The sequence below is a fragment of the Vibrio lamellibrachiae genome (genome assembly GCF_050337265.1).
Classification (GTDB): domain Bacteria; phylum Pseudomonadota; class Gammaproteobacteria; order Enterobacterales; family Vibrionaceae; genus Vibrio; species Vibrio kyushuensis.
This window is the reverse complement of sequence record NZ_JAKJSU010000011.1, coordinates 84,194-109,004: the sequence shown is the minus strand read 5'-3', so window position 1 is coordinate 109,004 and position 24,811 is coordinate 84,194. Positions and strand designations below refer to the sequence as shown.

Here is a 24,811-nt window from a genome sequence, read left to right as displayed (position 1 = left end):
ATAGCATGAGTTCTGAAATTACACTTGGTCAGCTTTTGTTACCTTGGATTGAGTTATCCGATCAGGTTGTTGCTCTTCTCCCTGTGACTCATCTCGAGCTAGATAGCCGTAAGGTTTCAACAGGTGATACCTTTGTAGCCGTAAAAGGGCATCAAGTGGATGGGCGAAAGTACATTGACTCAGCTGTTGCACAAGGCGCTTCATCGGTTATCGCTCAGGCTTGCGACCAGTTCCCTCATGGTTTTATCTGTCACAAGTTAGGTGTACCTGTTATTTACGTGGATGAGCTTGATATTTATCTATCTCCGCTTGCTGGTCGTTTGTATTCCGAGAAGCCAAATACTTTAATCGGTGTTACCGGAACAAACGGTAAAACAACCATTACTCAGCTTATTGCTCAGTGGATTGGTTTATTAAACAAATCAGCTGCGGTGATGGGGACAACCGGTAACGGTTTCTTAGACAACTTAAAGCCTGCGCTTAATACCACTGGCAGTGCGATTGAAATCCAGCAAACACTTAGCCAATTGGCTCTAGATGGAGCGGATTACGCGGCGCTTGAAATATCTTCCCATGGATTAGTCCAAGGGCGAGTGAGCGCATTACCATTTTCAGTTGGCGTGTTCACCAACCTAAGCCGAGATCATTTGGATTATCACGGTACAATGCACGAGTACGGTGAAGCCAAAAAAGCACTGTTTACCAAGCATCATTGTGAAACCGCTGTGATTAATATTGATGATCCTGTTGGCGCGGGTTGGTGTAAAGACCTACCCAATGCTATTGGTGTTTCCTTAATGCCAAATGCAAACGAACAAGGTTGTGTGTATGCAACTGATGTTCAATACAGTGAAGTGGGAATAACACTGACATTTTCCGGACAATTTGGTGATGGCAGTTTTACTTCGCCTCTCATTGGTGAATTTAATGCAAGCAATCTGTTGTTAGCATTGACTACCTTATTGAGCTTAGGCTTTGATAAGCAAAGCCTGATTGATACGGCCCCTCAGATCACGCCAGTACTTGGGCGAATGGAGCTGTTCAAGAACGTTCAGCAAGCAAAGGTAGTGGTCGATTACGCTCACACGCCTGACGCTTTAGAGAAAGCGTTATTAGCACTCAAGGTTCATTGTACTGGCAAGTTATGGGCTATCTTTGGTTGTGGCGGGGATAGAGATATTGGTAAGAGACCAATGATGGCTAAAATTGCTGAGACTCATGCTGATGAGGTGATACTAACCGATGACAATCCACGCAGTGAATCACCGCAATTAATCGTTGCTGATATGTTGGCTGGATTAAGTGCACCGGAGAAGGTGCGTGTTGAGCATAGTCGTTTTAACGCATTGGATTACGCTTTATCAAACGCGAGTAACCAAGATATTATTTTATTAGCCGGTAAAGGCCATGAAGATTATCAAGTGATGGCAACTGAAACCGTACATTACTCTGATAGAGAGTCAGCACAAAAATTGTTAGGTATCACACTATGATCTCTGTCTCTTTATCTCAGCTCGCTAAGGTTCTTGATGCTCAGCTAATTGGTTCCGATAACACTATTACTCAAGTATCGACGGATACGAGAAAGATCGAATCAAATACACTGTTTATCGCCTTGATTGGTGAACGCTTTGATGCTCATGGTTTTGTTCAACAGGCTATTGATAATGGTGCTAAAGCACTGTTAGTTAGCCGAGTGTGTGATGTGGATGTAGCGCAGCTTGTCGTTAGAGATACAAAACTGGCATTAGGCCAACTGGGCGCATGGATTCACAAGCAGTGCGAGATCCCAACCGTTGCAATTACCGGAAGTTGTGGCAAAACCACGGTGAAAGAGATGCTAGCCAGTATCTTATCGACACAGGGGCAAGTGCTCTATACGGCTGGAAACTTTAATAATGAGATTGGAGCTCCTTTAACGCTGCTTCGATCGCACCCAAGTGATGACTATGCGGTTATTGAACTCGGTGCTAATCACATTGGTGAAATTGCTTATACCACAGCGTTGGTAAAGCCGGATATTGCACTCGTCAATAATGTAGCGGCTGCACATTTAGAGGGCTTTGGCTCAATTGAAGGAGTGAAAATCGCGAAGGGTGAAATTTATCAAGGACTGCCTGAAAACGGGGTCGCAGTGATGAACCTTGATAGCCACGGTGGCGAACGTTGGAGTGAAGTTCTTGCTGATAAAAAGATCGTCTCTTTTTCGGTGAATAATACAAAAGCTGACCTTTTCGCATCTGACATCTCAATAAATGAACAGGGTGCGGCGCAATTTTTGATGCAAACGCCACAAGGCAGTATAACTGTTCAACTGGGTATTATTGGTCGTCATAATATTTCCAATGCACTGGCTGCTGCGGCACTCGCTATAGAGTGTGGTGTTGAGTTAGAAGATATCAAACATGGCTTAACGCATTTAATGGAAGTAAAAGGCCGTGTAGAAGCAATTGAGCTATCGTCTTCTATTCGTTTAATTGACGACAGCTATAACGCTAGTGTGCCTGCTATGAACGCGGCAGTAGACTTGTTATCTAGCTTCCAAAGTCAGCGTTGGTTAATTTTAGGTAATATGGCGGAGTTAGGCGGCGAAAGTCTTGCACTTCATCGCCAAGTCGGTGAATATGCAGCCCGATTTAATTTCGAATACGTTTTAACGTATGGTGACGATGCCAAAGTTATTAGCGAGCTTTGCCATGGCCATCATTTTGAAACACATGAACGTATGAATACATACATTGAGCAGCAATTAGAACAGCATAATAAACAGCACCACACACTATTAGTCAAAGGGGCAAATAGTGCGGGGATGAGCAAAATTGTAGCTGCTTTGAAGGAGAACCATTCATGATTATTTGGCTTGCAGAACTATTTCAGCCATACGTGTCTTTTTTTCGTTTGTTTGAATACCTTTCATTTCGAGCGATTGTTAGTATTTTAACGGCTTTGGCCCTCTCACTGTGGATGGGACCGCGATTAATTAAGCGCTTGCAGATGCTACAAATCGGCCAAGTTGTTCGTAACGACGGCCCTGAATCTCACTTTAGCAAACGTGGTACCCCGACAATGGGCGGCATCATGATTCTAGCTGCCATTATTATAACGGTACTATTGTGGGCTGATTTATCTAACCCCTATGTTTGGGCTGTTATTGGTGTACTCGGAGGCTATGGTGCGGTTGGGTTTGTCGATGATTACCGCAAGGTAGTGCGTAAGAATACCGATGGCTTGATTGCTCGTTGGAAGTATTTTTGGCAGTCAGCGATTGCTCTCGTTGTTGCGTTTGCGCTGTACTGGCATGGTAAAGATACTGCGGCAACTCAGCTTGTTGTGCCTTTCTTTAAAGAAGTCATGCCGCAGTTGGGCTTGTTCTACATTGTACTGACTTACTTTGTTATTGTGGGAACCAGTAACGCGGTTAACCTTACCGATGGCCTTGATGGTTTAGCGATTATGCCAACAGTGTTGGTTGCTGCTGGTTTTGCTGCGATCGCTTGGGCAACGGGTAATGTTAACTTTGCCAACTACCTACATATTCCTCATATCCCACTCGCCTCTGAGCTTGTTATTGTCTGTACGGCAATTGTTGGGGCTGGGTTAGGCTTTCTATGGTTTAACACTTACCCTGCGCAAGTATTTATGGGCGATGTTGGCTCACTAGCATTAGGCGGCGCACTTGGAACTATTGCTGTGCTTGTTCGCCAAGAGTTTGTACTGGTGATCATGGGCGGTGTTTTTGTTATCGAAACATTGTCAGTGATTCTACAAGTTGGTTCTTACAAATTACGTGGTCAGCGTATTTTCCGCATGGCACCGATTCATCACCACTATGAACTCAAAGGCTGGCCTGAACCTCGTGTTATCGTTCGCTTTTGGATCATCTCTATTGTGTTAGTGTTAGTTGGACTTGCGACACTAAAAGTACGTTAAGCCGTTGTAGAATTATTATGGATAGCCAATGAATCCGTGGGATAAAGTTGAAAACGTTGTCGTAGTAGGGCTTGGTATCACCGGGCTTTCAGTCGTTAACCATTTACTGAATATATCAAAGCCTTTTTCAATTAAAGTGATTGATACACGTTCCGCACCACCAGGTGCAGACAAGCTTTCCCACGACATTCAATTACATCAAGGTAGTTGGAATCTAGAATGGTTACTAGGCGCTGATCTTGTCGTCGTTAACCCTGGCATCGCATTGGCGACTCCAGAGCTTCAGCAAGTCGCGAAAGCTGGAATTAAAATTGTTGGTGATATTGAGCTATTTGCATGGCATGTGAATAAGCCCGTTATTGCCATTACTGGCTCAAATGGTAAAAGTACCGTTACCGATCTCTCTGGTGTGGTTGCTAAAGCATCTGGTCTAAAGGTGGGAGTCGGCGGTAATATCGGCGTGCCTGCATTGGATCTACTTCAGCAAGATGCCGATCTCTACATTCTTGAGCTTTCTAGTTTTCAATTGGAAACCACATCAAGTCTCAATCTATCAGCCGCTGCATTTTTGAATCTCTCTGAAGATCACATGGATCGCTACGAGGGTATGCATGATTATCGAGACGCCAAGCTACGTATTTTTGACAATTCTGAGCACTGCATAGTTAATCATCAGGATAAACTGACTTATCCAGATGCCGCCGTTAACTCTTTAATTACATTCGGTCTTGATGATAAAAGTGACTTTTGTTTAGGTGAATATCTAGATACAGAATATCTGTTCGCTAAAGGCAAGCCTGTCATTGCGACCGAAGAGCTAACGCTAGTTGGCCGACATAATGTGGCTAATGCTTTAGTTGTTCTCGCTTTATTGTCTCAAGCTGAGATCGATTTTACACAGGGTCTTTCTGCACTGAAATCTTACAGCGGCCTGACTCATCGATGCCAGTTAGTCGCTGATAATAAAGGGGTCAAATGGGTCAATGATTCAAAAGCGACCAACGTTGCTAGTACAATAGCTGCTTTATCTGGCCTTCACTGCCAAGGTACTCTTTATTTGTTGGTTGGTGGAGATGGAAAAGGGGCTGATTTTTCAGAACTAGTACCTGTGTTGCAACCGTTGACACTAGAGTTGTGCTGCTATGGTGCTGATGCGGATGCTTTCATGCCTCTGCATGCATCGGCGAAAAAATTTGAATCAATGAGTGACATTATTACCGAGGTTTTACCAAAATTAGAGCGTGGTGATATGGTGATGCTCTCTCCTGCCTGTGCCAGTTTTGATCAGTACCCGAATTTTATGGCGAGAGGTGATGCTTTCACCGAGTTGGCTTTAAAGTATGCATAAACAGGTTTAAGGAAAAGTATGCAAGTAACGCGTATTTTATCTAATGTCCATCAGTGGTTTTCTCATCCGGCTTCAAAGCCGTTGTTTGATAGACAACTGGTATGGATATCGCTTGGCTTGATGTTAACGGGTCTTGTTATCGTGACCTCGGCTTCTTTTCCTATTAGTTCACGCTTAACGGATCAACCTTTCCACTTTATGTTTCGCCACGCTGTTTTTTTACTATTGGCTCTGTGTACCTCAGCTGTGGTTCTCCAGATTCCGCTTAAAAAATGGCTGCAATATAGCTCAGTGCTTTTAGGTATCTCATTCTTTTTGCTTATTATCGTTCTTTTGATTGGTAAGTCAGTCAATGGGGCATCACGCTGGATCCCTTTAGGGCTATTTAATCTTCAGCCAGCAGAGCTTGCTAAATTATCGCTGTTTATCTTTATGGCGGGCTACTTAGTTAGAAAACAGGCCGAAGTTCGAGAGACATTTTTTGGCGGCTTTATGAAGCCCATCATGGTATTTGCAGCTTTGGCTGTATTGCTTTTAGGTCAACCCGATCTGGGTACCGTTATTGTTATGCTGGTTACCTTGTTTGGTATGCTATTCATTGCCGGAGCGAAGCTGACTCAGTTTCTTGCATTGATGGTAGCAGGGGTTATGGCTGTTATTGCTTTGATCGTTGCTGAACCGTATCGAATGAGGCGTGTTACCTCCTTTTTAGACCCGTGGGAAGATCCATTTGGCAGTGGCTATCAGCTGACTCAATCATTGATGGCATTTGGTCGCGGCGAGTGGTTTGGTCAAGGGCTCGGCAATTCCATTCAAAAATTAGAATATTTGCCAGAAGCGCATACCGATTTCGTTTTTGCTGTGCTAGCGGAAGAGCTTGGGTTTATTGGTGTGGTATTGGTTCTGATGCTGATCTTTAGCTTAGTTCTAAAAGCCCTGTTTATCGGTAAAAAAGCATTTGATAATCAAGAGCTATTTGGTGGCTATTTGGCATTCGGTATTGGTATCTGGTTCGCGTTTCAAACCTTAGTCAATGTCGGAGCTGCGTCGGGAATCGTTCCTACTAAGGGCTTGACGCTCCCATTGATTAGTTACGGTGGTTCGAGTCTTATTATTATGACTGTTGCTGTATCGATCTTACTCAGAATAGATTATGAATGTCGGATCAAGTCAAAACCGCAATCAATATTAGAAATAGATAACGATGAAAAAGAATAAAAGATTATTGGTAATGGCCGGTGGAACCGGGGGACACGTGTTCCCTGGATTAGCTGTGGCTAAAAAACTTCAACAACAAGGCTGGGAAATCCGTTGGCTCGGTACCGCTGACCGTATGGAGGCAGATCTTGTTCCAAAACACGGTATTGAAATTGATTTCATTAAAGTGAAAGGGATCCGCGGCCAGAAAATACTCGGGTTGCTACAAGCTCCTTTTCAGATCATAGGTGCGATAGCTCAAGCAAGACGTTACATTAAAGCTTGGCAACCTGATGCGGTATTAGGCATGGGCGGTTATGTTAGCGGTCCTGGTGGTATTGCCGCTTGGCTGAGTGGTGTTCCGGTTATTCTTCATGAGCAAAATGCCGTGGCTGGGTTAACCAATCAGTGGTTATCAAAGATTGCTAAGAAAGTTTTCCAAGCTTTTCCAGGTGCATTCCCTAATGCTGAAGTTGTGGGTAACCCTGTACGGGAAGATGTTGCTGCAATTATCTCGCCGAAAGAGAGATTAGCGGATCGAAGTGGGCCTATACGCATACTGGTTATGGGTGGCAGCCAAGGCGCTCGAATCCTTAACCATACACTGCCTCCTGTCATGGCGCGGCTAGGTGATCAATATCAGATTCGTCATCAGGCAGGGAAAAATAACCAGGCAGAAGTCGAAGGTTTGTATCAGCAGAACGGTGTTAAACAGTTTGAAGCTGTTGAGTTCATAGATGATGTTTCGCATGCGTATCAATGGGCTGATTTGGTCGTTTGTCGTTCTGGCGCATTAACGGTGTCTGAATTAGCTGCAGCAGGTGTCGGGGCTATTTTTATTCCATTCATGCATAGAGATAGGCAGCAAGCGTTGAATGCTGACCATCTAGTAGAGTGTGGCGCAGCGAAGATGATTGAGCAGCCGGAGTTAAGTGTCGAGAAACTTACCGACATGATTAAAGAATTAGATAGAGAACAACTGTTAAAGATGGCAAGTGATGCACGAGAAGCAGCTAAACTTGAGGCCGACAAGACCGTCGCCGATGCCATTATCGCGATCAGTAAGTAGCGCCTTAAAGTAAACCGCTACCTTGACAGTAGATAGTTGTTCTAAGCAAATAACGAGACAGAATTATGACGATTAAACATACACAAGATCTCGCTCAAATTAGAGCGATGGTGCCAGAAATGCGCCGTGTTAAAAGCATTCACTTCATTGGTATTGGCGGCGCAGGCATGAGCGGCATCGCAGAAGTATTGTTAAATGAAGGATACCAAATTACTGGCTCTGATCTTTCTCAAAATCCAGTAACTGAACGTCTATCTTCAAAAGGTGCAACGGTTTACATTGGTCATCAAGAGAGCAATGTTGAGCATGCAAGTGTGGTCGTAGTCTCTACTGCGATTAATGAAGCGAACCCAGAAATTGTCGCGGCACGTGAATTAAGAATTCCTATTGTTCGACGCGCTGAGATGCTCGCTGAGCTGATGCGTTTCCGTCATGGCATTGCTGTCGCGGGGACTCACGGAAAAACCACTACGACAGCGTTAGTGACTCAAATTTATTCAGAAGCAGGGCTTGATCCCACCTTTGTTAATGGTGGATTAGTTAAAAGTGTCGGTACCAATGCACGTTTAGGTTCAAGTCGAATTTTGATTGCAGAAGCCGACGAGAGTGATGCTTCATTCTTACATTTGCAACCTATGGTCAGTATCGTAACGAATATCGAAGCCGATCATATGGATACCTATGGTGGTGACTTCGAAGTACTTAAGCAGACATTCATTGATTTTTTACATAACTTGCCGTTCTACGGCCAAGCTATAGTGTGTATTGATGATCCAGTGGTAAGAGAGTTAATCCCTCGCATTAGTCGCCAAGTGATCACATACGGTTTCTCAGAAGATGCAGATGTACGCCTTGAAAACTACCGTCAAAACGGCCAGCAGGGTATGTTTACCGTGGTTCGTCAAGGTAAAGCTAACTTAGATATTACATTGAACATTCCTGGAAAACACAACGCACTGAACGCGTCCGCCGCGATTGCTGTCGCGACAGAAGATGACATCAGTGATGAAGCGATTTTGTCTGCCATGATCGGTACTGAAGGAACTGGCCGTCGATTTGAGCACCTTGGTGAGTTTGATACTGGCCGAGGTAAAGCAATGCTTGTGGATGATTATGGACATCACCCAACAGAAGTTGATGTAACCATTCAAGCGGCAAGAAGTGGCTGGGAAGACAAGCGTTTAGTGATGGTATTCCAACCTCATCGTTATTCTCGAACACGAGACTTGTATGATGATTTTGCAAATGTACTTGATCAAGTGGATGTATTGTTGATGCTAGATGTTTACTCTGCTGGCGAACAACCAATCGCCGGTGCTGATGGTCGAGCGTTATGTCGCACTATTCGTAGCAGAGGAAAGATAGATCCAATTTTTGTGGCGGATATTGAGTCATTACCCTCTGTTTTAGCTAATGTTTTACAAGATGGTGACTTGGTACTAACTCAAGGTGCCGGAGATGTTGGCAAAGTAGCGAAACAACTTGCTACTCTCGAGCTAAATATCAATAAGATGAAGTAATTAGCGATAAGAATGATGAAATTTAAGAGTTATGATTAAGTTTACATATATCAGACTCTTAATTATCGAATTCTGTATTTGATACTTTTTGTTAGCTCAGTATAATCTCAAGGTTAAAGTGAATGCTTTACCTTTAGCGTTATACATAAAATAGAGCTATGCAAGTCAATGCTCAGCAGAATATGCGTTAAGTAACAAAGGGACAGTTTGCTAGCCAAGCTAAGGACTACGGGCTTTGATTAAAAGTGCTTTAAGTGAAGGTCGTCGTGTAAGGCATCTACCAATCGTCCAGCAACACGCTGTAGGCAGTGTGTTCTTACTTGCGGTTTTGTTGTTAATTGGCACATTACTTTATTCAACGCTGTCTTGGATGTGGGATGATCAACGCTTACCACTTTCAAAAATAGTACTGCAAGGTGATATGGAGTACGTGACAACAAGGGATGTTCAGCAGTCTTTTGCCAGGCTCGATCATATTGGTACATTTATGTCCCAAGATATTGAATCACTGCAAGAGACGGTACAATCTATTCCTTGGGTGTCTCAAGTATCCATTCGTAAACAGTGGCCTGATACGATCAAAGTCTTTTTGACTGAGCATCAAGCTGAAGCTATTTGGAATGGCGATACTTTGCTTAATGCTAAAGGTAACGTATTTAATGGTGACATTGGTCAGTTAAGAGGCGATAGAGTCAAACTCTATGGGCCAATTGATAGTAGCCAACACGTTTTGGCTATCTGGCGTGAGATTTCACCGTTATTTCAAGCTCTAGATCTAAATATTCGATCATTAGTTTTGAATGACAGAAGAGCTTGGCAAATAATTCTAGATAACGGTATGCGTTTAGAGTTAGGTAAAGAGTCACTGGACGAACGTATCGCTCGTTTTATTTCTCTGTATAAGAATTTAGGAAACGACGCTGAGCGAGTCAGCTACATCGACCTTAGATATGACACTGGAGCTGCCGTTGGGTGGTTCCCTGAACCAGGTTTAGAACAAGAGAGTACGGATGACTAAGGCTGTTGATGACAATTTAATTGTTGGTCTGGATATAGGTACAGCAAGCATATCGGCACTTGTCGGTGAAGTGCTACCTGATGGTCAAATCAATATCATTGGAGCGGGTACAAGCCCATCTCGTGGTATGGATAAAGGTGGCGTTAACGATTTAGAGTCTGTGGTTAAGTCAGTACAACGAGCAGTCGATCAGGCTGAGTTGATGGCCGAGTGCCAAATCAAAAATGTATTTTTATCGTTGTCTGGCCGTCACATTGCTAGTCGTATTGAAAAAGGGATGGGAACAATATCTGAAGAGGAAGTTACTCAAGAAGATATGGACCGTGCTATTCATACGGCAAAATCGATTAAAATAGGGGACGAACTGCGTATCCTTCACGTTATCCCTCAAGAGTTTACGATTGATTATCAAGAAGGGATTAAAAACCCACTTGGATTGTCAGGGGTACGTATGGAAGTTAGCGTGCACCTTATCTCTAGCCACAATGATATGGCTAAGAACTTAGTTAAAGCAGTAGAGCGTTGTGGCCTAATTGTCGAACAACTGGTTTACTCAGGGTTAGCCTCAAGTAACGCAGTAATTACTGAAGATGAGCGAGAGCTTGGCGTGTGTGTTGTCGATATTGGTGCTGGCACAATGGATGTATCCATTTGGACCGGTGGTGCACTGCGCCATACCGAAGTTTTCTCGTACGCTGGTAACGCCGTGACGAGTGATATCGCATTTGCTTTTGGTACGCCAGTCAGTGATGCTGAAGAAATTAAAGTAAAATATGGTTGCGCGCTCAGTGAGCTCGTAAGCAAAGATGATACAGTTAACGTACCAAGTGTTGGTGGGCGCCCGTCTCGCAGTTTACAAAGACAAACATTGTCTGAAGTGATTGAGCCTCGCTACACTGAGCTTATGGGACTCGTTAACCAAACTATTGATACCGTTCAAACTAAGTTGCGAGAAGATGGCATTAAACATCACCTTGCCGCTGGTGTTGTCCTCACTGGAGGTGCAGCACAGATTGAAGGATTGGTAGAGTGTGCGGAGCGTGTATTCCGCAATCAAGTTCGCGTTGGTAAGCCATTAGAAGTTAGTGGCTTAACAGATTATGTAAAAGAGCCGTATCATTCTACGGCTGTTGGTTTACTTCATTACGCTAAAGACAGCCAAATAAATGATGACATTGAGTATAGCGAACCTAAACGCCAATCAATGTCGAGTTTAGTTGGTCGTTTACGTAATTGGATACAAAAAGAGTTTTAACCTGAATAACAGGAAAAACGGAGATAACAAATGTTTGAACCGATGATGGAAATGTCTGACGATGCTGTAATTAAAGTCGTTGGGGTTGGTGGCGGTGGTGGTAATGCTGTTGAGCACATGGTACGTGAATCCATCGAAGGTGTGGAATTCATCAGCGTTAATACCGATGCACAAGCATTGCGTAAAACGAGTGTGAACAGCGTTATTCAGATTGGCGGTGATATCACTAAAGGTCTTGGTGCTGGTGCAAACCCTCAAGTTGGCCGTGATGCAGCTTTAGAAGATCGAGAAAGAATTAAAGAAGTTCTCACTGGTGCCGATATGGTATTTATAGCCGCAGGTATGGGCGGTGGTACTGGTACCGGTGCAGCCCCTGTTATTGCAGAAGTTGCAAAAGAGCTGGGTATTTTGACGGTTGCAGTTGTGACTAAGCCATTTAGCTTTGAAGGTAAAAAGCGTTTAGCTTTTGCTGAGCAGGGTATTGAAGAATTATCGAAGTCAGTTGACTCTCTAATTACAATCCCTAACGAAAAGCTACTCAAAGTACTTGGCCGTGGCGTTACTTTGCTAGAAGCATTTGGAAGTGCGAATAACGTACTTAAGAATGCTGTTCAAGGTATTGCAGAGCTAATTACTCGCCCTGGTATGATCAACGTCGATTTCGCCGATGTAAGAACGGTGATGTCGGAAATGGGTCACGCTATGATGGGCAGCGGTATCTCTAAAGGTGAAGACCGTGCTGAAGAAGCTGCTGAAACAGCGATCTCTAGTCCACTACTAGAAGATATTGATTTAGCTGGCGCTCGTGGCGTACTTGTTAATATTACTGCTGGTTTGGATATGCGACTGGATGAATTTGAAACAGTAGGTAATACTGTTAAAGCATTCGCATCAGATAACGCAACAGTGGTTATTGGTACTTCACTAGATCCAGATATGACCGATGAAATTCGAGTAACGGTTGTAGCGACGGGTATTGGTACTGAGAAAAAACCAGATATTACATTGGTAGCGGGCGGTAAAGCGAAAGTAGCTCCTGTAGCTCAGCCACAGCAGCAAGTAGCGCCAACACAGCAGCCAATTGCTAAAACAGAGGAAAAGCCGGCACAGCCTTTGCAGGAAAAACCTCAGGTTGCCACGCAGCCAACAGCGACGCCGACAACGTCAAGCTCTGGTCAGGCAGCAACAGCGCCTAAGACAGAGAAAGAAAATGCGTATTTAGATATCCCAGCATTTTTACGTCGTCAGGCTGATTAATAACTGTACGTAATTTGACAGCGTTCAAAATTATGTTAGCATGCATGGTCTGCATAACAGCAGGCCGTGATATGTAGCGCGATTATTAAGGGTAGTAGATGATTAGACAACGTACTTTGAAAGAGATAGTGAAAACAACTGGTGTGGGTCTCCACTCTGGTCGTAAAGTCACGCTTACTCTTCGCCCTGCTGCTGCTAATACCGGTGTTGTTTATCGACGCACTGACGTTAATCCTCCTGTTGATTTTCCAGCTGATCCTGAATCAGTTAGAGACACCATGCTTTGTACCGCTTTGGTTAATGAAGATGGCGTAAGAATTTCAACGGTAGAGCACTTAAATGCCGCTCTTGCTGGAATGGGTATTGATAACGTTATTATTGAAGTTGATGCTCCTGAAATTCCGATTATGGATGGTAGCGCAAGCCCATTCGTATTCTTACTGCAACAAGCTGGTATCGAGACGTTAAACTCTCCTAAGCGTTTTATTCGTATTAAAAAACCTGTGCGTTTTGAAGACGGTGATAAGTGGGCAGAATTTGTTCCTTATAACGGCTTTCGCATGGATTTTGAAATTGAGTTTGATCACCCTGCGATTGAAATTGATGAGCAGAGACTGCAATTCGATTTTTCATCTCAAGGCTTCATTAAAGAGATCTCTCGCGCACGTACATTCGGTTTCATGAGAGATATCGAATACCTACAATCGCAGAACCTTTGTCTAGGTGGTAGCTTTGATTGTGCTATCGTACTTGATGAATATCGTATCCTTAATGAAGAAGGTCTACGTTTTGCGAATGAATTCGTAACGCATAAAGTGTTGGATGCGATCGGTGACTTATACATGTGCGGTCATGCCATTATTGGTGAATTCCGTGCTTATAAATCAGGTCATGGGTTGAACAACCAATTACTTCGCGCTGTATTAGCGGATCAAGAAGCTTGGGAGTGGGCAACCTTTGAAGAGCAAGCTGGCTCTCCGGTTGCATTCGCTGACCCTAATATGGTCCTAGCGTAAGAATGCTCTTAGCGTAAACGAAAGAAACCAGACATCGAGTCTGGTTTTTTTAGCTCTCTACATTGCCCTAGAAGCTTTCTCTTTTCCTATCTTGTGCCTATAGCCTCGATTCAATTCTTAAATTAATCGTTACTCGACCAACCTCTTAAGCTAATTCGTTTTCTTAGCTAGCTGAGCTATACGCTCTAAACGTTCACGGATTTTTTGTGGTGCGGATTCAGCAACAATAAGTAAAGACTGAGCGGCATTCTCTGAAAGTGGCGCTCGTTGTATCGCTTCTGACTTTTCGTCCTGTTTGCGTTGTTGTTTATATAGGCTAGGGTTAATTTTTACTTCCAAAGAAATTAATCGAGCAAATCCGGCTGAACGTAAACGATTCAAGATCGTTAGACGGTCATAATCGAGCTTCATCTTTATTGAAGCACTCGCAACTTCAAGTAGTAAATGACTGCCACGCACGTTGGCTGCACGGCAATGTTTTACCACACTGGCAGGAAGGAATTTATGAAGCTCTTGATTGATCGTTAAGATCTCTTTTGCATGCTGTTGTATCTGATTCAATTTAGATTCAGAAAGTAGCTCTTGCGTTAAGGTGGGTCTGTGATCTCTCATAGCAGTCTCAAGCGTTGTGTTATTTCCATTTTAGAGCATCCAGCCAAATGGTAATAGGATTAAATGAGCACAATAGATAACCTATTTCTAAAAAAAATTAAGTGCGCTTCAAACAAATGACGCAGCCATTGGTCGTTAGTGATAAAATTCCTTAAACTATCGGCACTAATTATAACTATCGCCTTGAAATTACAACGTCTCATCACAATATCAGTGATACATGATTTATCTCAGTATCCTTAGTTTAAAACTGGTCGAGACTGAAGGCATTTAGAGTAGATCGCATTCGATCTAAATTTAGAGAGATTCATAGCAAATGATAACTAAGCTACTGACAAAGGTTATTGGTAGTCGCAATGACAGAACCTTGCGTCGCCTAAGAAAGATTGTAAAAGAGATCAATAATTACGAGCCAAGCTTTGAAGCTTTATCTGATGAAGAATTAAAAGCGAAAACTGTTGAGTTTCGCGACCGCCTAGAAAAGGGTGAGTCTTTAGATAATTTACTTCCAGAAGCATTTGCAACGGTTCGTGAAGCCTCTAAGCGTGTTTATGGCATGCGTCATTTTGATGTTCAGCTTATCGGCGGAATGGTACTCAATGATGGCCAAATCGCAGAAATGCGTACCGGTGAAGGTAAAACACTAACTGCAACGCTTCCTGCGTACTTAAATGCTCTCCCAGGTAACGGTGTCCATGTCATCACTGTGAATGATTACCTTGCAAAGCGCGATGCCGAAACAAACCGCCCACTGTTTGAATTCTTAGGTATGACAGTTGGTGTCAATGTTGCGAATATGCCGCCACCGGAGAAAAAAGAAGCCTATCTAGCGGATATCCTTTACGGAACAAATAACGAATTTGGTTTTGATTACCTACGCGATAATATGGCGTTTCGTAACGAAGACCGTGTGCAACGTTCACGATTCTTCGCCATTGTCGATGAAGTGGATTCGATCTTAATTGATGAAGCTCGTACGCCGTTGATCATCTCTGGCCCTGCTGAAGATAGCTCTGAGCTTTATGCAAAAATTAACACACTGATTCCGAGTCTTGAACGTCAAGAGCAGGAAGATTCAGAAGAGTACCGCGGTGACGGTCACTACACACTTGATGAAAAGTCAAAACAAGTACACTTAACGGAAACAGGTCAGGAATTCGTTGAAGAACTGATGCTGAAAAATGGATTAATGGAAGAAGGGGATACTCTTTACTCTCCAACTAACATTAGTTTACTTCACCACGTTAATGCAGCACTTCGAGCTCATGTACTGTTTGAAAAGAACGTCGACTATATCGTGAATGAGGACGGCGAAGTCGTTATCGTTGATGAACACACTGGCCGTACTATGCCAGGTCGCCGTTGGTCTGAAGGTTTACACCAAGCTGTTGAAGCAAAAGAAGGTGTGAAGATTCAGAACGAGAACCAAACATTAGCATCGATCACATTCCAGAACTTCTTCCGTCTGTATGAAAAACTGTCGGGTATGACGGGTACAGCTGATACTGAAGCATTCGAATTCCAGTCTATCTATGGTTTAGAAACGGTTGTTATCCCAACCAACAAACCGATGGTTCGTAATGATATGCCAGACGTGGTTTATCGAACTGAGGAAGACAAGTTCAACGCGATCATTGAAGATATTAAAGAACGCGTTGCGCAAGGCCAGCCATCTTTGGTTGGTACGGTTTCAATTGAGAAGTCAGAACTTCTTTCTAATGCATTAACCAAAGCTAAAATTAAGCACAATGTTCTAAATGCTAAGTTCCACGAAAAAGAAGCTGAAATTGTTGCAAGTGCAGGTACACCAAGTGCTGTAACTATCGCAACGAACATGGCTGGTCGTGGTACCGATATTGTTTTAGGTGGCAGCTGGCAAGCGAAGGTTGAGCAGTTATCTAACCCAACTCAAGAACAAATCGATCAAATCAAAGCTGAGTGGAAAATCATCCACGATGAAGTTCTCGCTTCTGGTGGTCTGCATATTATTGGCACAGAACGTCACGAATCTCGCCGTATCGATAACCAGCTACGTGGTCGTTCTGGTCGTCAAGGTGATGCAGGTTCTTCTCGTTTCTACCTATCAATGGAAGACTCACTACTGCGTATCTTTACCTCAGATCGTATGGCAGGTTTGATTCAAAGTGGTATGGATGAAGGCGAAGCGATTGAGAGTCGTATGCTTTCTCGTTCGATTGAAAAGGCGCAACGTAAAGTTGAAGGCCGTAACTTTGATATTCGTAAACAACTTCTTGAGTATGATGATGTTGCCAACGATCAACGTAAAGTGGTTTATGAGCTTCGCGATGAGCTAATGAGCGCTGATAATATCAGTGAGATGCTTGAGCAAAATCGTGCAGATGTACTTACGTCGGTTATTGATGAGTATATTGCACCTCAATCACTTGAAGATATGTGGGATGTTCCTGGTCTTGAAGACCGTTTGAAGAAAGACTTCGATATTGAAGTGTCGATTCAAACTTGGCTTGAAGAAGACGATAAGTTATACGAAGAAGCGTTACGCGAAAAATTGCTTAACCACGCAGTAGAAGTTTACAAATCGAAAGAAGAAGCCGTGGGTGAAACTGTACTACGTAACTTCGAAAAATCAGTCATGCTGCAGACTCTTGATACATTGTGGAAAGAGCACTTAGCGGCGATGGATCACCTTCGTCAAGGTATTCATCTTCGTGGCTATGCACAGAAGAACCCGAAACAAGAATATAAACGTGAGTCATTTGAGCTATTTGAAGGTTTGCTTGATACGCTTAAATTCGACGTGATTACGATTTTGTCTAAAGTTCGAGTTCAACAGCAAGAAGAAGTTGAACGTATGGAAGCTCAAAGACGTCAGCAAGCAGAAGCTGCAGCACTTCGCGCTCAAGCTCAACATGCGACCGCAGAAAACCAACTTGCCGATAACAGCGAGTCAGAGCAAGAGGAAGGGCATCAACCTGTCGTTCGTGAGGAACGTAAAGTTGGCCGTAATGAACCTTGCCCATGTGGTAGCGGTAAGAAGTACAAGCAGTGTCATGGCAAAATTGCTTAAGCATATTGTGCAATAAAATTGAGTCGCGTAAGCGGCTCTTTTTTTATCTATAAAATATTTAACCCTCATAATTGAAGAATCAGAGATGAAACGAATTCATATTGTCGCCGGAATTATTTTCAATCGTGACAAATCAAAAGTCTATATTACTCAACGACCAAGCCATTTGCATAAGGGTGGCTATTGGGAATTTCCTGGTGGTAAAGTCGAAGCTGGAGAGAGTGTCGAAACAGCGATGGCTCGTGAGCTTGATGAAGAAATTGGTATTATCGTAACTAAGCAATCGCAGTTTGAGCATTTGGAATATGACTACTCCGATAAATCGCTCGAGTTCGATTTTATTGTAGTTCATGATTTTGAAAAAGAGCCTTATGGTAAAGAGGGTCAGTTAGGCCTGTGGGTGGACGTTGCAGATCTTGTTAAATACACTTTCCCTGAAGCAAATCGGCCAATCATGCAGCGAGTTATAAAAGAGTTTACCTAAGCCCTAGTCAAGATTAACGATTGTTGTTAGTTTATAGTGATAAGAGCTTAGTGTGAGTTAGATCAAATAATGGGTTGCCGTAACTGGCGGGCCAATTTTAAGGAGAAATAGTCAATGGTACGAGTTGCAATCGCCGGTGCTGCAGGCCGCATGGGAAGAAACCTAGTTAAAGCGACATTTATCAATCAAGATGCGAAAGTGGCTTCAGGATCTGAACGTCCAGAGTCATCGTTGGTCGGTATTGATCTAGGGGAGCTTTGTGGTGAGGGCAAGTTTGATATTGCGATTGTCGATAGCCTAGAAAAGTCGATTGAAGAATATGACGTTATTGTCGACTTTACTGCACCTGTAAATACTTTAGCCAATATCGAATTGTGCAGAAAGTACGGTAAGCAGATTGTTATTGGTACTACTGGCTTCTCTGAAGAAGAAAAACAGCAAATTGATACTGCGGCTAAAGAGATTGCCATCGTGATGGCGCCTAACTACAGCGTAGGTGTCAACCTTGTTTTCAAATTGCTAGAAAAAGCGGCTAAAGTGATGGGCGACTACTGCGATGTTGAAATTGTTGAAGCTCACCATCGCCATAAAGTCGATGCTCCGTCTGGTACTGCGATAGGTATGGGCGAAGCAATTGCTGGTGCAATGGGCAATGAGCTTAATGATGTTGCTGTTTGGGCACGTGAAGGGATCACAGGTGAAAGAACTAAAGATGAGATAGGCTTTGCGACGATTCGTGCAGGTGACATCATTGGTGAGCACACGGCAATGTTTGCAGATATCGGTGAGCGTGTTGAGATAACCCACAAAGCCACAGATCGAATGACGTTTGCTAATGGTGCAATTAAGGCCGCAGTTTGGCTTAATGAAAAACCAGCTGGTTTTTACACCATGACAGATGTACTCGGTTTGAACGATCTCTAAGTAGTGAGGTTCACTCTAGTGCTCTATATGAGTGCTAGAGTGTCATTCTGCTTAATTTGAGTAATTATGCGTTGTAGAACTTCAGCGCATTTGTCTTTTTTAATCCCTCCTACAAATTCCAAAGGCAATATTAGGCTTTTAACTGCTTTTTATTGTGTTTATTTTCAGTGTTACACCTTCTTATTGGGGGTAGTTGCTCAAAAGTACATGTTAACTCTGGTTGTTGAACGATTGCTTTTGGTGAACCAAAATTCTTGTCGCTTCTTTAGACTCTGCTGGTGATTATTTTGCTAATTTATCGGTTGTCGAATTGCCTCGGCGGGTAAAACTTATTATTTTAGCCGCTTTGCATGGGATATTAGTGCTACCCCATTAAAGTAGTAATTTATTAATAGTAAAACTTGACACAGGTCACAACCATAATTAGAATACCGCCAATTTGTCTAATTTCCATAAAAACGCTGTTTTTCAGCGAAAAGGAAGGTAGATTTGCAAATTAATTCATTTTTAATGCATTTTTATTTTGGAGGTTGCCTTGATTAAGTCAGCACTGCTAGTCCTAGAAGATGGGACAGTATTCCACGGTGAATCCATCGGCGCAGATGGTTCCGCTGTTGGAGAAGTCGTTTTTAACACCTCGATGACGGGGTACCAAGAAATCCTCACTGATCCTTCCTATTCTCAACAGATTGTAACCCTTACTTATCCCCATATTGGTAACACCGGAACTAATTCCGAAGACGAAGAATCCTCAGCGATTCATGCCCAAGGCCTCGTTATTCGTGATCTTCCTCTTCTTGCTTCAAACTTCCGTAATGAACGTTCTCTCTCTGATTACCTTAAATCACAAAATATAGTTGGCATTGCCGAGATTGATACTCGCAAGCTAACGCGTATTTTACGTGAAAAAGGCGCTCAGAACGGATGTATTGTTGCTGGTAGCAATATTGATGAAGCATTAGCGTTAGCTAAAGCAAAAGAGTTCCCTGGCCTAAAAGGTATGGATCTTGCGAAAGAGGTTACAACAAAAGAAGCGTACCAATGGAAACAGGGTTCGTGGACGCTTACGGGTGGTCTTCCTGAAGCGAAAGATGACAGCGAATTACCATTCCACGTTGTTGCCTACGACTTCGGTGCAAAACGAAACATCCTGCGCATGCTTGTCGACCGAGGCTGCCGCTTAACGGTTGTACCTGCTCAGACTTCTGCGGAAGAAGTGTTGGCGTTAAATCCAGATGGCGTATTCCTTTCAAACGGCCCTGGTGACCCAGCTCCATGTGACTACGCAATTGAAGCGACAAAAGTTTTTCTAGATAAAGGTCTGCCAATCTTTGGTATCTGTTTAGGTCACCAAATTCTTGCGCTAGCGTCAGGTGCTCAAACGGTTAAAATGAAGTTTGGTCACCACGGTGCAAACCACCCAGTGAAAGATTTAGATCGTGATGTTGTGATGATTACTTCACAAAACCACGGTTTTGCTGCTGATGAAGACACGCTTCCTGAAACTCTGCGCGCGACCCACAAATCACTATTTGATGGTTCACTGCAGGGGATTCACCGTACAGATAAGCCAGCATTTAGCTTCCAAGGTCACCCAGAAGCTAGCCCAGGTCCAGAAGACGCAGCGCCGTTATTCGACCACTTTATCGAACTCATTAAACAGCACAAAGCTTAATTCGGAGTAGTAGACAATGCCAAAACGTACTGACATTAAAAGTATTCTAATTCTAGGTGCTGGCCCGATTGTTATCGGTCAAGCATGTGAGTTTGATTACTCTGGTGCTCAAGCTTGTAAAGCACTTCGTGAAGAAGGCTACCGAGTTATTCTTGTAAACTCGAACCCTGCGACAATCATGACTGACCCAGATATGGCGGACGCAACTTACATTGAACCAATTCAGTGGGAAGTTGTTCGTAATATCATCGCGAAAGAAAAGCCAGATGCTGTTCTACCTACAATGGGTGGCCAAACTGCTCTTAACTGTGCATTAGACCTAGAAAAATACGGCGTTCTTGAAGAGTTCGGCGTTGAGATGATAGGTGCTACTGCTGACGCTATCGATAAAGCAGAAGACCGTTCTCGCTTTGATAAAGCGATGAAAGCGATTGGTCTTGAGTGTCCAACTGCTGATACTGCTAAAACCATGGAAGAAGCTTACAAAGTTCAAGAAATGGTTGGCTTCCCTTGTATCATTCGTCCATCGTTTACGATGGGTGGTACTGGTGGCGGTATCGCTTATAACAAAGAAGAATTCGAAGAAATCTGTCGTCGCGGTTTGGATCTTTCTCCAACCAACGAACTTCTAATCGATGAGTCTCTTATCGGTTGGAAAGAGTACGAGATGGAAGTGGTTCGTGATAAAAACGACAACTGCATTATCGTATGTGCGATTGAAAACTTTGACCCAATGGGCATTCACACTGGTGACTCAATCACCGTGGCTCCGGCTCAAACGTTAACAGATAAAGAATACCAATTAATGCGTAATGCATCTCTTGCAGTATTGCGTGAGATTGGTGTTGAAACAGGTGGTTCAAACGTACAGTTTGGTATCAACCCTGTCGATGGCCGTATGGTTATCATTGAGATGAACCCTCGTGTATCTCGCTCTTCTGCTCTAGCGTCTAAAGCAACAGGTTTCCCAATCGCTAAGATTGCCGCGAAACTGGCTGTTGGTTTTACGCTTGACGAGCTAATGAACGACATCACTGGCGGTGCAACTCCTGCTTCTTTTGAACCAACGATTGATTACGTTGTTACTAAGATTCCTCGTTTTAACTTCGAGAAATTTGCTGGTGCAAACGACCGTTTAACAACGCAAATGAAATCAGTTGGTGAAGTTATGGCTATTGGCCGTAACCAACAAGAATCTTTACAAAAAGCATTGCGTGGACTAGAAGTTGGCGTTAATGGTTTTGATGAAATGGTTGATTTAGATGCTCCAGACGCACTAACAACTATTCGTCATGAACTTAAAGAAGCGGGTTCAGATCGTATCTGGTACATCGCCGATGCATTCCGTGCTGGTATGTCAGTAGATGGTGTATTTAACCTAACGCAAATTGACCGTTGGTTCCTAGTTCAGATTGAAGACATCGTTTTACTTGAGCAAAAAGTAAAAGCAGGTGGTTTTGCTGGTCTTAATAAAGAACTGCTGAATAAGCTTAAGCGTAAAGGTTTCGCTGATGCTCGTCTGTCATCAATCTTAGGTGTTGCTGAGAGCGAAATTCGTCGTCTACGTGACCAATACGATATCCACCCTGTCTACAAACGCGTTGATACATGTGCTGCTGAATTCTCTTCAGATACAGCTTACATGTACTCTACTTACGATGATGAGTGTGAATCAAACCCGACAGATAAAGAAAAGATCATGATCTTAGGCGGCGGTCCAAACCGTATCGGCCAAGGTATTGAATTTGATTACTGTTGTGTACACGCTTCACTAGCACTTCGTGAAGATGGCTACGAAACAATCATGGTTAACTGTAACCCTGAAACGGTTTCGACAGACTACGATACTTCAGACCGCTTGTATTTCGAACCAGTAACTCTGGAAGACGTATTAGCAATCGTACGCGTTGAGAAGCCAAAAGGCGTTATCGTTCAGTATGGTGGTCAAACACCACTTAAACTGGCTCGTGAACTTGAAGCTGCTGGCGTTCCAATTATCGGTACTAGCCCAGACGCTATTGACCGCGCAGAAGACCGTGAGCGTTTCCAAGTTGCCGTTGACCGTTTAGGCCTTCTACAACCAGAAAACGCAACAGTAACAACAATGGAGCAAGCGGTAGAGAAATCTCGTGAAATTGGCTTCCCATTAGTTGTGCGTCCTTCTTATGTTCTTGGTGGTCGTGCGATGGAAATCGTATACGATGAGCAAGATCTACGTCGTTACTTCAACGAAGCTGTGAGCGTTTCAAACGAATCTCCAGTTCTACTTGATAGCTTCCTAGATGACGCTGTTGAAGTGGATGTTGATGCGATTTGTGACGGTGAGCGCGTTGTTATCGGCGGTATCATGGAGCATATCGAGCAAGCGGGTGTTCACTCTGGTGACTCAGCATGTTCTCTTCCTGCTTACACGTTAAGCGAAGAAATCCAAGACGTAATGCGTGAGCAAGTTGAAAAGCTAGCATTTGAGCTAGGTGTTCGTGGTCTTATGAATACACAGTTCGCGGTTAAGAACAATGAAGTGTACCTAATCGAGGTTAACCCTCGTGCAGCACGTACAGTTCCATTTGTATCTAAAGCAACTGGCGCGCCAATCGCTAAAATCGCAGCACGTGTAATGGCTGGTCAATCTCTAGAAGCTCAAGGCTTCACAAAAGAGATCATCCCACCTTACTACTCAGTGAAAGAAGTGGTTCTACCGTTCAACAAGTTCCCTGGTGTTGACCCACTATTAGGTCCAGAAATGCGCTCTACTGGTGAAGTTATGGGTGTTGGTACAACATTCGCTGAAGCGTACTCTAAAGCTGAATTGGGTTGTGGCAACATTTACCCAGAAGGCGGTCGTGCACTTCTTTCTGTTCGTGAAGGCGATAAAGAGCGTGTTGTTGACCTTGCATCTAAGCTAACTAAACTTGGCTATCAATTAGATGCCACTCACGGTACTGCAGTTATTCTAGGCGAAGCGGGTATTAACCCACGTCTAGTGAACAAAGTACACGAAGGCCGTCCTCACATTCTTGACCGTATCAAGAACAATGAGTACACCTACATTGTGAACACTGCAGCTGGTCGTCAAGCGATTGAAGATTCTAAAGTACTTCGTCGTGGTGCACTTGCTGAGAAAGTGAACTACACAACAACGCTTAACGCTGCATTTGCCACATGTATGGCGCATACAGCAGACGCGAAAACTTCGGTTACTTCAGTACAAGAGCTACACGCTCAAGTTAAAGCAAACGAAGCATAATCTGATTCAGATTAAACAAGAACCCGCTCACTAGAGCGGGTTTTTTTATGCTTTAATTACACCTGCCTGTAATACCAGAGACGACTTGATGACTTCCCCTTCAATAATAACAACCCGTTCTAAGTATTTAGTTCATTCCGGCTGGTTCAAGTTACTGGATAGCTATCGGCGTGATCATCTTAGTGCTTTCACATTTGATATTGATGCGATCGAGGGGCGCTATATGGATGTTCGAAAAGCTAGGCAATATTATTTTGAACTGCAGAATGAGTCACACGATCATAAGTTACCCATAGCCGTCTCGAACTACATTGATCCGCTTACTTTTGGTAGTTACAGCCTTGCTCTTTGGACGGCACCAGATCTGTATACCTTGCTTAAAGTAGCTTGTGACTATTGTGTTGTCTTAGGCATGCCCATTGATTTGCAGTTCTATGAAAGCCGTCAAGGGAGTATTGAAATATGGATTGTAACGAATGAAGTAGGAGATAAGGACGGTTACGTTACTAATCGAGGTATTCTACTGTATGTGGCAATGCTATTGACGCTATTGAACCGGACTTGCCGCTCTCAACTAGAAGGGGTTGAGGTTCAATTAGACTCTTTATTTAGTGAAAATTCAGCAAGCTTTAAAGTGGTTGAGCAGACCTTCTCTTGTCATTTTCAATCTGGATATATATCGCGGAAAATTATCTTTCAGCGAAAGGGAATGTTCACACCGTTGAAAACATCTGAGCAAGATATTCACCGAGTAAACATGGTTCTATTACGGGAGCAGATGACTGAGCTTAGTACGAATAACATTATATTAAGGGTGAGAAAAACACTCGATAGCTTGAATGATCTCTCATTAGCAAATGTTAATTTTGTGTCTCAAAATATGGGTATGACGGCTCGGACACTTAATCGTAAATTGAATGAAGTCAGCACTCATTATCGTGTGGTATTAGATAACTATAAGCTCGAAAAAGCACTCGGTATGTTAAGTAAAAGTAATCTAAGTATTTCAATTATCGCCGAAAACCTTGGGTTCTCGGATGTGACGGCATTTTCTAGAGCATTTAGACGATGGACCGGCAATGCACCTTCAGATTATCGGTAATGATTGGGTAAAAGATAAAACTGATCTAAATCAGGCAATGTTTCGATGTCTTGATTAGTCATTATAATGTCTCAAAATGTCAGCTTTCATTTTTTGATTATTGTTCTA

General features: G+C 43.3%; 18 protein-coding genes. 17 read left to right on the top strand and 1 reads right to left on the bottom strand.

What is annotated here, in order from left to right:
- Positions 1-5: 5 nt before the first annotated feature.
- The 11 genes from murE (at position 6) to lpxC (ending at position 13,610) form a co-directional block, all read left to right on the top strand.
- Entirely contained in the window at positions 6-1,493 is a 1,488-nt protein-coding gene (murE, locus tag L4C54_RS18635) for a UDP-N-acetylmuramoyl-L-alanyl-D-glutamate--2,6-diaminopimelate ligase (RefSeq protein WP_428809328.1), read from the top strand.
- On the top strand, positions 1,490-2,851 hold the full coding sequence (gene murF / locus L4C54_RS18630) for a UDP-N-acetylmuramoyl-tripeptide--D-alanyl-D-alanine ligase (protein WP_428809327.1): 1,362 nt from the start codon (positions 1,490-1,492) through the stop codon (positions 2,849-2,851). Before murE ends, murF begins: the two co-directional genes overlap by 4 nt.
- Positions 2,848-3,930, top strand: a complete 1,083-nt coding sequence (mraY, locus tag L4C54_RS18625) for a phospho-N-acetylmuramoyl-pentapeptide-transferase (protein WP_428803231.1) — start codon at positions 2,848-2,850, stop codon at positions 3,928-3,930. Before murF ends, mraY begins: the two co-directional genes overlap by 4 nt.
- Positions 3,931-3,958: 28 nt before the next feature.
- Positions 3,959-5,278, top strand: coding sequence for a UDP-N-acetylmuramoyl-L-alanine--D-glutamate ligase (gene murD, locus L4C54_RS18620; protein WP_428809326.1), 1,320 nt, complete (start codon positions 3,959-3,961; stop codon positions 5,276-5,278).
- Positions 5,279-5,296: 18 nt separating this feature from the next.
- Positions 5,297-6,496, top strand: coding sequence for a cell division protein FtsW (gene ftsW, locus L4C54_RS18615; protein ID WP_428809325.1), 1,200 nt, complete (start codon positions 5,297-5,299; stop codon positions 6,494-6,496).
- On the top strand, positions 6,483-7,544 hold the full coding sequence (gene murG / locus L4C54_RS18610) for an undecaprenyldiphospho-muramoylpentapeptide beta-N-acetylglucosaminyltransferase (protein WP_428809324.1): 1,062 nt from the start codon (positions 6,483-6,485) through the stop codon (positions 7,542-7,544). The genes ftsW and murG overlap by 14 nt, the downstream gene beginning before the upstream one ends.
- A gap of 65 nt (positions 7,545-7,609) precedes the next feature.
- A complete protein-coding gene (gene murC, locus L4C54_RS18605) occupies positions 7,610-9,064 on the top strand; it encodes a UDP-N-acetylmuramate--L-alanine ligase (protein ID WP_428803235.1) in 1,455 nt (484 codons plus the stop codon).
- A gap of 235 nt (positions 9,065-9,299) precedes the next feature.
- Positions 9,300-10,082 carry a cell division protein FtsQ/DivIB gene (locus tag L4C54_RS18600; protein ID WP_428809323.1) on the top strand — a complete coding sequence of 261 codons (783 nt, stop codon included), beginning with the start codon at positions 9,300-9,302 and terminating at the stop codon, positions 10,080-10,082.
- Positions 10,075-11,337 carry a cell division protein FtsA gene (ftsA, locus tag L4C54_RS18595; protein ID WP_428803237.1) on the top strand — a complete coding sequence of 421 codons (1,263 nt, stop codon included), beginning with the start codon at positions 10,075-10,077 and terminating at the stop codon, positions 11,335-11,337. Before L4C54_RS18600 ends, ftsA begins: the two co-directional genes overlap by 8 nt.
- Positions 11,338-11,367: 30 nt before the next feature.
- On the top strand, positions 11,368-12,594 hold the full coding sequence (ftsZ, locus tag L4C54_RS18590; RefSeq protein ID WP_428803238.1) for a cell division protein FtsZ: 1,227 nt from the start codon (positions 11,368-11,370) through the stop codon (positions 12,592-12,594).
- A 98-nt stretch (positions 12,595-12,692) separates the two neighbouring features.
- The gene (gene lpxC, locus L4C54_RS18585) at positions 12,693-13,610 is read left to right on the top strand and encodes a UDP-3-O-acyl-N-acetylglucosamine deacetylase (protein WP_428803239.1); all 918 of its coding nucleotides are present in this window, start codon (positions 12,693-12,695) and stop codon (positions 13,608-13,610) included.
- 150 nt (positions 13,611-13,760) lie between these two features.
- Here the strand turns inward: lpxC and L4C54_RS18580 are convergent, their stop codons facing one another.
- On the bottom strand, positions 13,761-14,222 hold the full coding sequence (locus L4C54_RS18580; RefSeq protein WP_428809322.1) for a DUF721 domain-containing protein: 462 nt from the start codon (positions 14,220-14,222) through the stop codon (positions 13,761-13,763).
- Between the two features lie 316 nt (positions 14,223-14,538).
- Here L4C54_RS18580 and secA point away from each other — a divergent pair, with 316 nt between their 5' ends.
- From secA to L4C54_RS18550, 6 genes are all read left to right on the top strand, one after another.
- On the top strand, positions 14,539-17,271 hold the full coding sequence (gene secA, locus L4C54_RS18575; protein WP_428803241.1) for a preprotein translocase subunit SecA: 2,733 nt from the start codon (positions 14,539-14,541) through the stop codon (positions 17,269-17,271).
- Positions 17,272-17,356: 85 nt separating this feature from the next.
- Entirely contained in the window at positions 17,357-17,755 is a 399-nt protein-coding gene (gene mutT, locus L4C54_RS18570; RefSeq protein ID WP_428809321.1) for an 8-oxo-dGTP diphosphatase MutT, read from the top strand.
- Positions 17,756-17,869: 114 nt separating this feature from the next.
- Complete coding sequence (dapB, locus tag L4C54_RS18565) at positions 17,870-18,679, top strand: 4-hydroxy-tetrahydrodipicolinate reductase (RefSeq protein ID WP_428809320.1); 810 nt, start codon at positions 17,870-17,872, stop codon at positions 18,677-18,679.
- 535 nt (positions 18,680-19,214) lie between these two features.
- Positions 19,215-20,354 carry a glutamine-hydrolyzing carbamoyl-phosphate synthase small subunit gene (gene carA, locus L4C54_RS18560; RefSeq protein ID WP_428803244.1) on the top strand — a complete coding sequence of 380 codons (1,140 nt, stop codon included), beginning with the start codon at positions 19,215-19,217 and terminating at the stop codon, positions 20,352-20,354.
- Positions 20,355-20,370: 16 nt separating this feature from the next.
- Positions 20,371-23,601 (top strand): carbamoyl-phosphate synthase large subunit, encoded by a 3,231-nt coding sequence (gene carB / locus L4C54_RS18555; RefSeq protein WP_428803245.1) that lies wholly within the window; start codon positions 20,371-20,373, stop codon positions 23,599-23,601.
- A 223-nt stretch (positions 23,602-23,824) separates the two neighbouring features.
- Complete coding sequence (locus tag L4C54_RS18550) at positions 23,825-24,703, top strand: helix-turn-helix domain-containing protein (protein WP_428809319.1); 879 nt, start codon at positions 23,825-23,827, stop codon at positions 24,701-24,703.
- Positions 24,704-24,811: the final 108 nt, after the last annotated feature.